The sequence below is a fragment of the Paenibacillus sp. Dod16 genome (assembly GCF_049893405.1).
Lineage (GTDB): Bacteria > Bacillota > Bacilli > Paenibacillales > Paenibacillaceae > Paenibacillus_AQ.
Window position 1 is genome coordinate 39538 of the sequence record NZ_JBNDYG010000066.1, and the last position, 14988, is coordinate 54525.

The 14988-nt window shown below is 38.2% G+C and carries 8 protein-coding genes and 1 tRNA gene; 5 read left to right on the plus strand and 4 right to left on the minus strand.

The features are described 5' to 3' along the window. Positions 1 to 15 precede the first annotated feature (15 nt). A tRNA-OTHER gene (locus ACPV3A_RS33570) sits at positions 16 to 101 on the minus strand. Positions 102 to 333: 232 nt separating this feature from the next. Here ACPV3A_RS33570 and ACPV3A_RS33575 point away from each other — a divergent pair. From ACPV3A_RS33575 to ACPV3A_RS33590, 4 genes are read left to right on the plus strand one after another with little or no spacing between them, the layout of a single operon-like run. Continuing rightward, the gene (locus ACPV3A_RS33575) at positions 334 to 1125 is read left to right on the plus strand and encodes a ParA family protein (RefSeq protein WP_375103609.1); all 792 of its coding nucleotides are present in this window, start codon (positions 334 to 336) and stop codon (positions 1123 to 1125) included. Continuing rightward, complete coding sequence (locus tag ACPV3A_RS33580; protein ID WP_375103610.1) at positions 1115 to 2155, plus strand: ParB N-terminal domain-containing protein; 1041 nt, start codon at positions 1115 to 1117, stop codon at positions 2153 to 2155. Before ACPV3A_RS33575 ends, ACPV3A_RS33580 begins: the two co-directional genes overlap by 11 nt. After that, positions 2155 to 2583, plus strand: a complete 429-nt coding sequence (locus ACPV3A_RS33585; protein ID WP_375103611.1) for a DUF6075 family protein — start codon at positions 2155 to 2157, stop codon at positions 2581 to 2583. Before ACPV3A_RS33580 ends, ACPV3A_RS33585 begins: the two co-directional genes overlap by 1 nt. A 38-nt stretch (positions 2584 to 2621) precedes the next feature. Continuing rightward, entirely contained in the window at positions 2622 to 9194 is a 6573-nt protein-coding gene (locus ACPV3A_RS33590) for an N-6 DNA methylase (protein WP_426204161.1), read from the plus strand. A gap of 51 nt (positions 9195 to 9245) precedes the next feature. On the opposite strand, the gene ACPV3A_RS33595 is transcribed toward ACPV3A_RS33590, so the two are convergent. The 3 genes from ACPV3A_RS33595 to ACPV3A_RS33605 are packed head-to-tail and all read right to left on the minus strand — an operon-like array spanning position 9246 to position 14054. Then, a complete protein-coding gene (locus tag ACPV3A_RS33595) occupies positions 9246 to 12083 on the minus strand; it encodes an AAA family ATPase (protein ID WP_375103613.1) in 2838 nt (945 codons plus the stop codon). Positions 12084 to 12085: 2 nt separating this feature from the next. Then, positions 12086 to 12661 (minus strand): ABC-three component system middle component 1, encoded by a 576-nt coding sequence (locus ACPV3A_RS33600; RefSeq protein ID WP_375103614.1) that lies wholly within the window; start codon positions 12659 to 12661, stop codon positions 12086 to 12088. Beyond that, complete coding sequence (locus tag ACPV3A_RS33605; RefSeq protein ID WP_375103615.1) at positions 12648 to 14054, minus strand: hypothetical protein; 1407 nt, start codon at positions 14052 to 14054, stop codon at positions 12648 to 12650. Before ACPV3A_RS33605 ends, ACPV3A_RS33600 begins: the two co-directional genes overlap by 14 nt. A 239-nt stretch (positions 14055 to 14293) precedes the next feature. Here ACPV3A_RS33605 and ACPV3A_RS33610 point away from each other — a divergent pair. Continuing rightward, positions 14294 to 14988: DUF3991 domain-containing protein (locus ACPV3A_RS33610; protein ID WP_426204162.1), on the plus strand; the 695-nt coding region annotated here is incomplete at its 3' end.

Below are 14988 nucleotides of genomic sequence, written 5' to 3' on the forward strand. Positions count from 1 at the left end.
CCCATTTCGTTATAATGCCGAGGACGGGGGTCGAACCCGTACGGTAGTCACCTACCGCAGGATTTTAAGTCCTAGAATTCATTCGGACTTTAACCCCCTGCAGTGGAATATAAGGGAACCTACAATCCGCAAAAAACCTTGTAGAATCAAGGATTTTTACGGTTTTTCGTGTTTCCCTTAGAGCCACAAGGGTTTCCGGCAACAAGCAACAAGAAGAGCAAATTTAGCCTTTGGAGAGAACTGCGAAAGAACTCGGAGAGAAAAATGAGAGAACCAGCCCGCTCCCTACCATTGACAATATGTTCGGAGCAAACCTCCGGGGAGGTTTTTACAATGACACAAACAACCGTTATCACCATTGCCAATCAGAAAGGTGGCACAGGCAAGACTACCACCGCCTATAATCTGGCGTGCGCCTTATCCCATGAAGATAAGAAAGTGCTGCTGGTTGATTTCGACCCACAAGGCAATCTGAGCATGTGCTTTGGAATTGAAAATCCAGATCAGCTTAAGTTTTCAATGTTCAATATTATGAATGCCCTCATGAGCGACGAACCACTGCCGGATCCTAAAGAATACATTCATAATCATGGCAATATAGACATTATCCCCAGCAACATTGAACTATCCGTTGCTGAGATTAATTTAAGAGATGAAATGGGTGGAGAAAAAACTCTCACCACATTGCTGGAATCCATGAAGCAAAGGTATGACTATATCATTATAGACACAAACCCCTCTCTTGGTCTACTAACTATAAACGCCCTTGCGGCCAGTGACAGTGTGTTAATTCCGGTAAACCCTCAACTGTGGTCAGCAACAGGCCTAACTCAGCTTCTAAAAATTATCATTAAGGTAAAGAAACGAATTAATCCGGGGATTAGCATAGCGGGTATTTTAATGACCATGTGTGATACCCGAACCAATTTGTATAAAGAGGCCTTTCGGTTGGTAAAAGCTTATTACCAGGAAACCGTCCGCATCTTTGATATTCAAATCCCTCTCTCCGTCAAAGTCGGAGAGGCGAATTTCTATAGTCAAAGCATTATTGAATTCAATCCTAAGTCGAAGGTAGCCACAGCTTATTGCAGTTTAGCGAAGGAGCTGATGCAAGGTGAGCAATAAGCGACCTACGCCTAAGCTTTCAAGCATTGATGAGCTTTTACTTTTGTCTGAAGGGCCAAATTTCACAACATCATCCCCTGAAAATTCAGGAGTCACTTCTCTTCTACTCTCCAGCCTTATTCCCTTTCATAAACATCCATTCAAGCTCTATGAGGGCAAAAAACTGGATTACCTAATCGAAAGCGTCTTGGAGAACGGTGTCCTAATTCCTGTTATAGTCCGTCCAATGGAACAAGATTCCTATGAAATTCTTTCTGGGCATAATCGCGTCAATGCCGCTAAAGCCGCGGGACTACTGTCTATCCCTTCCATTGTTAAAGAACAATTGACGGAAGCAGAAGCAGTAATTATCGTGGTGGACACCAATTTTCATCAACGTTCAATTCAGGATATGTTGCCCAGTGAACTAGCTCGTGCTCTGAAGATGCAGCTTGAAGCTTGCAAAGAAGCTAAGCAAAAACAGAGTAAAATAACTCAGCTTGAAAACGGCGAGATCCCTTATAACACCGAGGATTCTGAGTCCACTGTCCCAGTGGGACAGCGAACTTGGAGTGTGGATGAAGTTTCCGAGAAAAACGATATGAGCCCAACTAATATCAAACGATATCTGCGCTTGAACCACCTTCTACCTGAACTCATGGAAAGAGTCGATCAAGGTGAAATCAAGCTTCGCCCGGCCGTCGATCTCTCTTACCTAAAATCGGAAGAACAACAAACCGTGGAATCATTAATACATGGACAGGGTTTCAAAGTAGATATGAAAAAATCCGAACTGCTTCGAGCAAAATCAGAAAACCGCAATTTTACTGAGCAAACCGCATCAGCAATCCTTTCCGGTGAGTCTAGCCGGAAGCCAAAGAGTAAGGTTCCTGTTCCATTCAAGCTGAAGCATAAAGTATATGCCAAATTTTTCTCTCCTGAGAGTAAAGCTGCAGAAGTTGAGGAAATCATCGATAAAGCTTTAACCCTATATTTTTCACTCCAGTCAGAGCCTGAACAACATCCCTTAATTGAAGAGGAGGAAATTTAATGATATTCAAAGATCTGGCCCATGAACAGTTTTATGAAGGAAATGTCATTCGCGCTGAACGTCAACATGATCCTTACCGAACCGCTCTGTTTTATCTGCTCGGCCTTACGGAAGATACTCGCCGTCACATTAACGATCTTTATGATTTTAAAGAAAACAGCATTCGGCTAGAGGGCTTAAACAACGGCTGGCAGACAGGAACAACGGCCCGTCTTTCCCGTCTCGCATTTAACCTCTATTCGGGCTATACGGGAGAACATGAAGAAGAGACACACTCTTTCAGCCCTTATTATCTGTTCGATAATGGACTCATGCCATATTTCTTTGAAGGGATCAAGCTTCGTTATCCAGCCTATGCTGTGGATATCAAACGAGATTGGCTTCCCTTTGTGCCTGACAAAGATATCTATGATGAGCTGGAACAGTAAGAAGCACATTTCATCCATTGGAAGGGAGGATAACCATCATGGCTCGTGTTACAACACTAAGAGCCATCTATCAGTCGGCTGTATCACAAATTTCGCAGTCACCACAAGACTGGATGGATTATTTAAAATTCGCTTCTGGTATTTATAAGTACTCTTTTGATAATGCTCTTCTCATATACACGCAGAATCCAGAGGCTACCATGTTGGCCTCCCTTCCTCTTTGGAACAAACTGGGCCGGTACATCAAACGAGGAGAAAAAGCCATTGGTGTCAGTAACTTTCAGGAGAACAGGCCTCATATAGACTATTTATTCGATGTCTCTCAAACTCATGGGAGAGTCCCTCCTCAACCCTGGAGTTTACAGGGGCTAGATTTGGTTGAACTCGCTCACAGACTATCCTCCAATGAAACAAATGATCTAGGGTTATGTATTACACAGCTGGTTAATCAGCATATATCATCTTTTGACTTATATCAGGATATAGAGCTGGATATGGTAAATCATCCTTTTGCCACATTTCCTATTTCCGGCGTGCAAGAACAAATGCAGGAATTGATTGCCGCCAGCAGCATCTACTTCATTCATTCTCGGTGTAGGCTTCCAGAGCCAGATTCAACTCCGGTGTTCGATACTATAAACGACTGGAACAATGTACCGCTAATGTCCCGACTGGGCGGCATTCTAACTGAGATTTCCAAAGAGATTTTGCTCGATATCGGTAGGCATATCAAATTAATGCAACAAGAAAGGATGGTTAATTATGAACAAAGAGAATTTGAATCTCAACTACAGTCAGCAGACAGACGGACTTTTGTATCCTCTGATACAGATCTCCAGTCAGGCGGAGGCCGACCAACAGCCATTAGGCAAATACGGAAGGATGAGCTTAAACTATCTCAGGAATCATCATCCCCATCGATTAATGAGCCTGAAGATGCAGGGCAATCTGATGGAGAAAATGCACCAAATCGACCAAGAAGCGAACAAGAGGATGCAACAACTGACGGACCAGTTACTCCGGCTTCAGCCGATACCTCAGACCGAAGATACTCTGGAGCGGACACGTCACTTGAACCAGATCAAATCAACCGCAGAGGAACTGGTACTGAACGAAATCGTCTTGAGACCGAGATAATTGCCCCTTCCAATACATTGTCCTTAGAACCGCAAACTAGCGGTTCTTTTTTATTGCCTGAAAAATCTGAAGATATCATTTTATCGGAACAAGAAATGTTAGAATACTTGCTCCGCAGCGGTATGGGTTCAATGCAAGGAAAACAAGTCATCTATTCTTACGTAGTCGAACACTCAGTTACAAAGGCTCATGACCTCATTCCGATGCTTAAAAATCGATATGGGACTGGTGGAGCCAGAGGAGATTTTGGCAATGGCTTAACCGGATATACTCACTCTGGAAAAGGAATTGAACTACTATGGTCTGACAGTGCAGGTGCCCATGAGGTCCTTATCAACTGGAGAACGATAGCCACTACCCTCCTGCAGCTCATTCAAAATGGAAGCTATGACGGTAGCCTATCTGTCTTCCCTCCGCAAGAAGAGGAATGGACATTATTTGATTACGTTCAGCAGGCGGAAGACAATAAGAGTCAGGCCGGTACTCTTGGAGCTCCTATACAACGTGAGCCTATAGAAATTGAATCCGCCGAGAATCAGGAATTCCAAGAAGAGACTGAAAGTACTCTTTCTGTTACTCAAGAACCTCTTGAACACCCTGCTTTCACACCTCAAAACTTCCATTATAATACGGAAGTATCCCTTTATCCTTCCGGAGCTAAAAGCAAATACAAACGAAATATAGAAGCAATCCGTCTTCTGAAACTGCTTGAATCTGAACGTCGTGTTCCCTCGCCTGACGAGCAAAGGATATTAGCTGGTTATGTGGGCTGGGGCGGACTAGCAAATGCCTTTAATGAGAATGCAAAAGATTGGGAGTATGAAGCTGCGGAGTTAAAACATTTGCTGGATGAGAGAGAATATGCTGAAGCACTGAACTCCACGATTACAGCCTATTACACAGAGCCGGAGTTAATTCGTTACATCTATCAAGCACTCGAGCGCTTTGGCCTAAATGACGGAGAACACCGTAAAATCCTTGATCCTGCTATGGGTACCGGAAACTTCTTCTCTGTACTTCCTGACACCTTACAGCAAGCAAAGATTTTTGGCGTTGAACTGGATGGAATCACCGGTAGGATGGCCAAGCAATTATACCCCTCCGCACAAATCCATGTTCAAGGTTTTGAGACAACCAACTTTACTCCAAGCAGTTTTGATGCTGTTATAGGCAATATCCCTTTCAATAACATCCAAGTCTTCGATCATCGCTTTAAAGAGAGCTACTTGATCCATGATTACTTTTTCATAAAATCAATGGAATTGGTGAAGCCGGGCGGGATCATAGCCTTTATCACCAGTAAAGGTACATTCGATAAACAAGACTCTTCGATCCGAAAAGAGTTAGCAGAACAAGCTGATCTCATTGGTGCTATTCGCTTACCGAACACTGCTTTCAAAGCAGTTGCCGGTACTGAAGTAACTACCGACATGGTATTCCTGCAGAAACTGGATCAGCCCCGACAGCTGGACACTGAACAATTTCCAGATTGGATTTCGGTCTCCCGCACATCCGATGGCATTCCAATCAATACTTATTTTGTTCATCATCCCGAAATGGTGCTCGGAGATATGAACTGGGATCGTAGCATGTATGGTTCAGAACGAACTACTGCTTGCTTTCCAAAACCTGCCCAGAATCTATATGCCGAATTAAGCGTCGCCCTTCATTCTTTAAAAGCTCAATTTTCAGCCTTACCCGATGACATTCAAATTGAGGACTTAGAAGATAGACAGGAACAAGCGCAACCAGCCGATGCAGGAACCAAGAATTTCACTTACGTGATCAAGGATAATCAGATCTATTTCTGCGAGAATGAATATTTGCTTTTCCAAGACATCAAGGGCAAAAAAGCAGAACGCATTAAAGGATTATGCGACATTCGAGATGCCCTCAAAACAGTGATTGACATTCAGTCCCGAGAATATGGTTATGACATCTCTGAACTCCAACAGGGACAGCATCGACTAAATGAGGTCTACGATCAATTTGTCAAAAGACACGGGCCCATTAATGATCGAGCCAATACTGCCGCTTTTTCAGATGATGATCAGCTCCCACTACTACGCTCCATTGAGGATATGACACCCGAGAAGAATTGGGTAAAAGCTCAGGTGTTCACTAAACCCACGATTCGTCCGAATCGCATGCCGGTACATGCTGATTCAGCTTTACAAGCTCTTCAAATCTGCCTGAATCAGAAGCTCAAAGTAGATCTATCCTATATGTCGAGATTATATGGCAAATCAACAGAAGAGATCTTAGATGAACTTGGAGACCGGCTGTTCCTTAATCCCCAGAAATATGTTGGCAATCAAGACGAAGGCTGGGAACTGGATGAAGAATACTTATCCGGAAATGTAAAAGACAAATTAGCCTATGCCAAGCTGAAAACATCGGAATATCCCGAGTTGTTTGAGCGTAATGTAACCGCCCTGAGTGCTGTGCAACCTGCTCCACTATTACCGGGTGATATTGATTTTCGGATTGGAAGTCCGTGGATTCCAATCAAGTATTACCGTGATTTCATGTATGAGACATTTGGAACGGCAGGATATCATCAATCTGCTGGAAATATCAATGTTGAGTACATGGAATATGCGAACTCCTGGCGCGTCTCCGGCAAATCATTGGAACGGGAATCAATAAAAGTAAACCGCACTTTTGGTACATCGCGGGTAAATGCATACGACATTTATGAAGGCAGTTTGAACCTGCAGAGTATTACTGTTCGTGATCCGGTAACCTACTTCGACCAGAATGGAAATGAACAAATCAAATATGTGGTGAACGCCAAGGAAACGATGATTGCCCGCGCCAAGCAGCAGCAAATCAAAGAAGCCTTTTCATCTTGGCTGTTCAAGGACAAAGACCGGGCAGATATATTACTGGGTATCTATAATGAGAAGTTTAATACTCTCCGTCCACGTACTTATGATGGCAGCCATCTTGTGTTTCAGTGTATGAGTGAAGAAGTGGAGCTCCGGCAACACCAGCAAGACGTTGCAGCAAGAATTATATACTCAGGGACCGCCCTTATGGCTCATGAGGTGGGAGCCGGTAAGACCGCTGCTATGATTGCTTCAGGCATGTATTTAAAGCAGATGGGAGCCATTCAAAAGCCACTTTATTGTGTTCCCAACCATTTACCTGAACAATGGGCCAATGAGTTTATGCGCTTCTTCCCTGCTGCCAACATCCTGGTAACCACAAAAAAGGATTTCAGTATGCAGAACCGAAATCGCTTTGTCTCTAAAATCGCCATGGGTGATTACGACGCAATTATCATCGGCCACAGCCAATTCGAAAAGATCCCTATATCTCATGAGCGTCAGGAACAATTACTGCAAAATGAAATCAATGGAGTTACCCAGATGATTGATCAGGTCAAAAGGGAAAAGGGTGACAACTGGACGATTAAACAGATGGTCATTTTCCAAAATCAACTTAAGCATCGATTGGAGCGTTTGGTCAATGAGGATAAAAAAGATAACTTGCTCTACTTTGAACAGCTTGGCGTTGATATGTTATTTGTTGATGAAGCGCATGCCTACAAGAACTGTTTTACTTTTACCAAAATGCGCAATGTGGCCGGTATAGGTAAAACAAGTAGTCAGCGTGCCATGGATATGCTCTTAAAATGTCAATACATCCAGGAAATAAATCAAGGCAGAGGTGTGGTATTCGCTACAGGGACACCGATAAGCAATAGCATGTCTGAGATGTATGTGATGCAGCGTTATTTGCAGCCAATGGTTTTAAAGCGACTCGGTTTGGACTTTTTCGATAATTGGGCAGCCACCTTTGGAGAAGTTGTCTCCTCGCTCGAGATGACACCTGAAGGCAGTGGGTATCGCATGAAGTCCCGGTTTGCCAAATTTCATAATCTCCCGGAACTCATGAACATATTTCGCACCGTTGCTGATATTCAAACTGCCGAAATGCTCAAGCTTCCGGTTCCCGAATTGAAAGATGGGAAGCCGGAGATTGTCGTCACTGAATGCTCTCCCTTTCAAAAAATGATGATGGACAGCTTTGTCAAACGTGCTGAGAAAATCCGTAACAATGATGTGCTGGCTACCGAAGACAATATGCTGAAATTAACGAATGAAGCCAAGCTCATGTCCATTGATCCCCGTCTGGTAAACCCTGAGGCTCCGGTTGAATCTGATTCCAAGTTAAGTCGATGTATCAGCAACGTTTTTGATATTTGGGAACAATCCAGATCTGATCGACTTACTCAAGTCATTTTCTCTGATAGTGGCACACCCAAGCCAGGATACTTCAATGTCTACGATGAAACCAAAACACAACTAATCAATAAAGGCATTCCTGAACAAGAGATTGCATTTATCCATGATGCTAAAACGGATATACAACGCGAGGAGTTATTTGAACAGGTTCGCCGCGGAGAAGTACGCATCTTGCTCGGTTCGACACAGAAGATGGGAACTGGCACAAATGTTCAGGATCAGCTTGTTGCCGCCCATCATCTTGATTGTCCCTGGAGACCAGCAGACATAACTCAGCGTGATGGACGTATCCTGCGGCAAGGCAATAAAAACGAAACGATCCAGATTTTTCGCTATGTGACTAAGGGGACATTTGACAGTTACCTATGGCAGATTCAAGAGCAGAAGCTCCGATATATTTCACAAGTAATGACTGGCAAAAGCATTTCCCGTTCCTGTGAAGATGCAGATGAAACGGTATTGTCCGCTGCTGAGGTGAAGGCTATCGCTACAGCTAATCCTCTACTTGCAGAAAAAATGCAGGTAGATAATGAGGTGATACGATTAAAGTTGCTCAAGGCCAATTGGAACAATGAACATGTAATTATGGAACGGCAAATCTCCCAGCATTATCCTCGAGAAATACAAGCTTGCGAACAACGAATTGCCCGTCTGCAACCTGATGTAGAATTGGCTGAAAAAACACGAAGTAACGAATTTTCTATTGAGCTTGAGGGGAAAATCTATAATGAAAAATCAGAGGCTGGAGAGTTGCTCCTTCTTCTTTTGAAGTTAAATGAAGCCAATTCTGGGGAGGTAGTTCGTGTGGGCCGCTACCGCGGTTTTGAGCTTCATTTAGGTCGCTCTGCTTTTAACAAAGTCTCTATACAGGTTAAAGGCGCCGAGACATATTCTATTGATTTAGGGGAGTCGGGACATGGGAATATAACACGTCTGGAGAATGTATTTGTAAAAATTCTTGAGAACCTTCACTCTACTAAGCATAGGTTAACGGATATTCAAACACAGTTAGCTGAAGTCAAGAACGAAGTTAAAAAATCATTTGAATTTGAACAAACCTTACAAAAAACTATAACTCGTCAAGTAGAACTTGTTTCTCAATTAGAGTTTCGAGAATTATTAACTCAAGAAACTATTCTTAGTTCACCTTGTAAACAGAGTCTCAACCCAGATCCTTATAACGAATCAATTAACATTGAAAATGATTTGCTCTCTCCATAAAAAAAAGGCCGTTCATTAGAACAGACCTTTAAATTAACCAATAGTTTAAAACTATTCAAAAACTGGTCCCGTCTCATTGTAGTCTAAAAACCGATAAGATTGAGTATTTAAGAATCTTAATTTCTTTGATAGTAATCTATAAATTTTCTCATCGTGAGTACTCATTACTATCTGTTTGTTTAATGTTGATGTTGTTTCTTCTGACGAAATACTTCTTAAAATATCAATAAAGGCTAAAATATTGATATCATCCATACTTTGAACAGGATCGTCTAAAAGTATAGTGCTTAATCGTGTACATTGTTGTCTTAATGCAAGAGCGAAAAAAATGCTAATAGCAACTACGTTCATTTGGGCTGTACTAAATGTAAACGCTGGGTTTATTTCACAACTACTTTGATCTTCCTTAAAGCATTTTATCTGTAACACATTATTGCCACTGTTATTTGTGCCTAATTCCAATTTAATATTAGTAAAATAAGGATGAGGATAAATGCGTTTGTATATATTATTTATAAGATGTTCGTTTTCTTTTAATGTTGTACCATTCATTTCCTCAATAACTTTATCTGCTGCATCATTAATGTCTTCGAGTCGTTTTAATACTTTCGCATGTTCATCAACTTCTTTTTCCAGATTGCCCTTCAGTATTTTGAGTCTTTTTAACTCTTCATAATCTTTGTTATTGTTTACCAATTGAACTATTTGCTGAAGTTTCTTAACAATCATATGAAGTTCTATTTTCTTATGTTCATTTTCTTTTATAAGTGAAGAAAGAGAATTTATCTCTAAAACCAATTCTGAATCTATATCTGCTATATTCAATGACCCAAGCTTATCCTCAAACCCTTTTACGTATTCATCTAAATTAATTATTCTCTTTCTAATATCTTCTGAATTAGTCTCTTGAATATTAGCATTTGCAAAAACTTCATTATTAATCTTGAGTTTTATATTAATTTCTTGTAATAACTCATTACCTTCTGTAGAGAACCCTACCTTTCCAATCATATCAATATAATTAGAGTTCTGTTGTCGATTTATTTCTAATTGCTGTTCTAACATTCTGTATTCACTAAGAATGTTACTTTGAGAAATCTTATGCTCTGATAAATTTGCATTAAGTTTAGTAAGAATTTCAACTAATCTTATCTTTGATTCATTATATGATGAAATAAATTCTTCGAGATTACTCTGTACTTCCCTATCAATATCTAAAATTCTTTTTTTCAAACCTTCAGATATGTAAATATTACTCTTAATCTCATCGCTTTCTTCAGCTAGAGTGCTATCGATGTTTCGAATCAACACATCAAAATCAAACCCTGTACCACAAACTGGGCAGTCTACTTCGTTTGTATGATTATGTTCATTAGCAGTCACAATGTGATCTCTTGATGTTTTTAGTATATCTCTATATTTTTTATCAATTTTCATTATTGATTCATTTTTTTGATCTAAACGTTCAAGCTCCTTTTCTAAATTGTTTTTTTCAAATTGTCTATTCTCAACCCGAGAAATTTTTACGTTAATTTGGTTATGTAGTGCAAAAATGATTTCATTGGTTTCATATACACTTTTTTTCAAAAAATCATCTGCGGATACTATGTTTAGAATCTCTAAACTCTCTCTTAACGTGTTCTTTAAAAGTGATAGTTTATCTATAACTTCTATTTTTTGATGTATTATTGAATCAATACTTCCAAATTGAGTACTCAAACGATTAGAGAATGATTCAATCTCCTGGATACATTCTGATACTTTATTTAGGCTATTGGATTTTTGGAGTTTTTTATTTTCTAACTCTCTTTGGCTATCAGAATAATTTCTGTACATTTCAAAATTATTAATTAGATAATTTAAATTTTGTATTTCAATAATAACTGGAATAGCATTACGCAATTTTTCCGCATCACTTTTTGTGCTTAAATATATTTCTTTTCTTGAGTTAATATCTTCAAGACCTTTGATTCTATTTGTTAGATCACTTAATTGTAAATTAATACTTGCTAGATAAAAAGAATTTTGTTTAACAACACTATTTATAAAATTTATGGTTTCTTCATTGAATAAACTATCTCCTTTAAAGTTTCCTATTTGCTCATTTCCAGTTATGTTACGCGATTTTGACAATAGATCGTCAATGAAATCATTTATATTACTAAACCCTTCAACGTTAAAATTCTGTTGAACGTTTACTCTGTCATTTAATACTGCTAAGGAAGGAGTTATTTTTACTATTCTTTCATTGATAAACTTGATCTTATCATTTATTTCTTTTTTTATATTAGTAATTTGTTCATTATATTTTTGAAATCTACTTGTCCCTAAAAGAGAGGAAATTTGACTGTACCTATCCGGACCTTTTAATCCCTGTACAAAGTATTTCAACTTATCTTGCGTAAGTATATGGAATTGTGAGAATATATTTTGAAACTCTAATTTCCCTTTCCAATCATCATGTATTAGGAGATCATTTAATTTATTTGTTGCAGCTTGATCATAAAGAACACCAGAGTCTGTTCCATAAAGTATGATTTTAGATTTATTTAATCCATAATCAGTATTTTTGTATTCAAAATTCATTGCTTCTCTAACTAACACGTACCTTTTATCAGCATCTAAAAGTTCCAGTGTGACTTTAGCAGGCATTTCATACGGCTGATAATTTATAAAGTGATTTTTACTTTTCTCCTCATTAGGCTCTTCAAAGCGGAAAAGTTTTCCCGTAAATCCCCACTCAACTGCATCAAAAAAAGAAGTTTTCCCAAAACCATTTGAACCTGATAAGATCGTGAAATCCGAACCTTTAGTCATATCAAATATTTTCGGTTCTCTATATCCTCTAAAATGGTCAACTACTACTTTAGTTAATCTAACTTCCTTCATAATTAATCCCCTTTAAGCTGATCAACCAGCTCATTTTTATGGAGTACTAAATCAGATAATATTCTATCCGATATAATATTTTTGTTAAAAGTAACCTTCTCTCTTAATTGTTGAAAAAACTGATCATCTGTTATTAAGGCATTTAATTTTTCCAACTGATAAAAATTTGAAGTTAATGGCAATTTAAAATTAAAATTTTCTATCAGTTCTTTTTGATCTTTTGCCTTTATCACATATTTTTTACAACAAAAGCGATCCTTTTCAATAAAATGATATTCATCAATAGTTAAATCATCCTCACGAATATAAATCAGCAAATAATAGATATCCCACCGAATATCGTTTCTAGAAAAAAGTTCATTTTGTAAATAAAGAGCTATGTCATGATCTTGAACCAGCTCCCAATTTTTAAACATCTCATATTTATTATCAAAAATTTTGCAAGCAAATATATATTTTTCTCTGTTTGGATCTATATATAAACAATCAATATATTTACATCTGGGATCAATAATCTTTTCCATATCGAATTTAAGAAAAAAATCATCAACAAATGAATAAATACTAAATTGATCCAACACGATCCCCACCCAACACTTTATTCAATTGATCTATGAGTTCTTCAATTGTATTTTTGGTTTGAAAATTAAAAGCATGCTCGCAATGGTAAATGAAGTCATACTTGGTTTTCAAATTATTAAATTCTTCTTTTCCTTCTGCTGTTTCAAGATCCACTTCAGTGATTTGTGTAATAATATGATCAAAGTCAATCAGCGCAGAACGATTCTCACGGAAACAATTATCCGCAGCAACATTTCCTATTATTACTTTTTCCACTCTACTTATGTCTACATCAGGTTCATTAAAATAACGCAATAACCTTAATATTACTACGTTATACTCGCTTCTTTCTGCTGTATGTAGATAAGCCAAATTAGTATTACCATCTAGATTTATGGACTGTCCCTTATTATCTATCAATTTAATTTCTGGATAAATGAATGAGATAAGACTTAAGTTAATGACTATATTTTTTATAAGTTCTTTATTATCAATAAATTTAATTTCTTGAGGATCCTGAAACAAAGTAAGGAAAGGAACTTTAATATTACAAATCACTTTTTTGAAATTTTCTTCTCCCAAGTTTTTTATTTGAGTAAGAATTAACTCAACTCTGTGAATAAGTTGCTCCTTTATATTTATAGACCTAATTCCATCTATACTCTTGATCTCTTCAAAAAGAACCATTAAAAATTGTGTAAATGATAAATCCTTGGATTTAATTAATGCTTCGACTTCAGAAATAGAAACTACCTTATTAATTGAAAAAAACTTCTCGACAATATAATTGTATTTATCTATAAATACGTTTAAGTCAGTTGAAGTTACCTTTTCAATTTTCAAGCTTTTTAATATCTCTATTAATCTAGGTTTAATAGTTTCCAGTTCTAATTCTTTGAATGATTCATAATCAGATATCACATCAGTAATCCAACGATCTAATTTCGCTTCATGTTCGATTTCAGAAGCAAAGTTATCCAGTAATTGAATCGCTGGACCAGTGAAATCAATTGAGGTTGCAAAATAATAAGTAAACTGATCAATATCAGTGATGAGTGTATTATCTAAATGATAATGCAGTGAAAATTTAATAATTTCTTTCGCAACTTGAGGTTTGTCAACTCTATCACCAAATCTTTTACATTGAATAATACCTGTATATTTATTATTCAATTGTAAAGTACAATCTCTTCCTTTTTCCCCAACCCCAGGCATTAGTGTAATTCTATTATGCCTGGTTTTATATAGCGGAGAATTTTGAATTTCCTCTTTGAAAATATAGTAAACAATAATTTCAAATTGCCTATCATCAAGTTTTTCAAAAGGATATCCATCTTCAGAATTATATGCTTTTGGTTTTCCACATAAACTTAGTTCAACCGTCATCTCATTTTCTGTAATTGGCTGCATATCTACACTCCAGACGTTATTCTTAAATAGTATTATTGGATATGTTCCCTATATTTCTTTTCGCAAATAACTTTCACTTTTTAATCATAATTCTAGTAGTCTATCGCCGAGTTCGCATTACTCCAATATTATTTTAATGAAGTTCATTTTATAGAATTATTTAAATGCCATGAGCCATTTTTTATACTTCCAGTATTGATTTTACCAATTTTTTCAACAGCTCAGTTAGGAGATTTATCATGAAACCATATCCAAATTTGAAAAATAGTTATATAGCACAAGCTAATAATACCAATTTAATTGATTTTGCTAGATCCCATGGCTACACCCTCGAAAACGGCGGCCGCCGCGCACTACATGCAAAACAAAGTGGTGGCCTTTACTTTTTCAAAGACAGCAATAAGTACTATCACTTCTCCACTGATACCCACGGCGGCCCAATTGACTTTGTAATGCAATTCTGGAATATGAATTTCAAAGAAGCTGTAGCTTTTCTATTGGAGAGTGAAATTCCAGTTTTCACACCCGTGCTCCACCCGCCTCAAACAGCCGACCAGCTCATCCTCCCAGCCAAGGCATCCAACTATAGGCGAGTCGCTTGGTATCTCGTACACGTTCGAGGAATTGACTCCGAAATCATGTCCCACCTCATGCACGAAAAAAAGCTTTTCCAGCAATCCAAAACCGGAAACTGTGTTTTCATCGGACACGATCCTGATGGAATTCCAAAGTACTGTTCGATGAGAGGCAGCAATCCTAATCGTCCCTTTAAACAGGATCGAATACACTCAGATAAAAGCTATCCTTTTCACATCCCTGGTAGTGATAACAGTAAACGAGTCTACGTTTTTGAAAGCCCCATCGACGCCATGAGCCATGCCACTATCACCAAACTGAACGGGCTAGACTGGCGAGCAGATCATCGAATCTCCCT

Bases quoted from the DNA above. Each gene is read 5' to 3' on its own strand.
- ACPV3A_RS33575 (WP_375103609.1), top strand. From the start codon at position 334: ATGACACAAACAACCGTTATCACCATTGCCAATCAGAAAGGTGGCACA.
- ACPV3A_RS33585 (WP_375103611.1), top strand. From the start codon at position 2,155: ATGATATTCAAAGATCTGGCCCATGAACAGTTTTATGAAGGAAATGTC.
- ACPV3A_RS33590 (WP_426204161.1), top strand. From the start codon at position 2,622: ATGGCTCGTGTTACAACACTAAGAGCCATCTATCAGTCGGCTGTATCA.
- ACPV3A_RS33595 (WP_375103613.1), bottom strand. From the start codon at position 12,083: ATGAAGGAAGTTAGATTAACTAAAGTAGTAGTTGACCATTTTAGAGGA.
- ACPV3A_RS33605 (WP_375103615.1), bottom strand. From the start codon at position 14,054: ATGCAGCCAATTACAGAAAATGAGATGACGGTTGAACTAAGTTTATGT.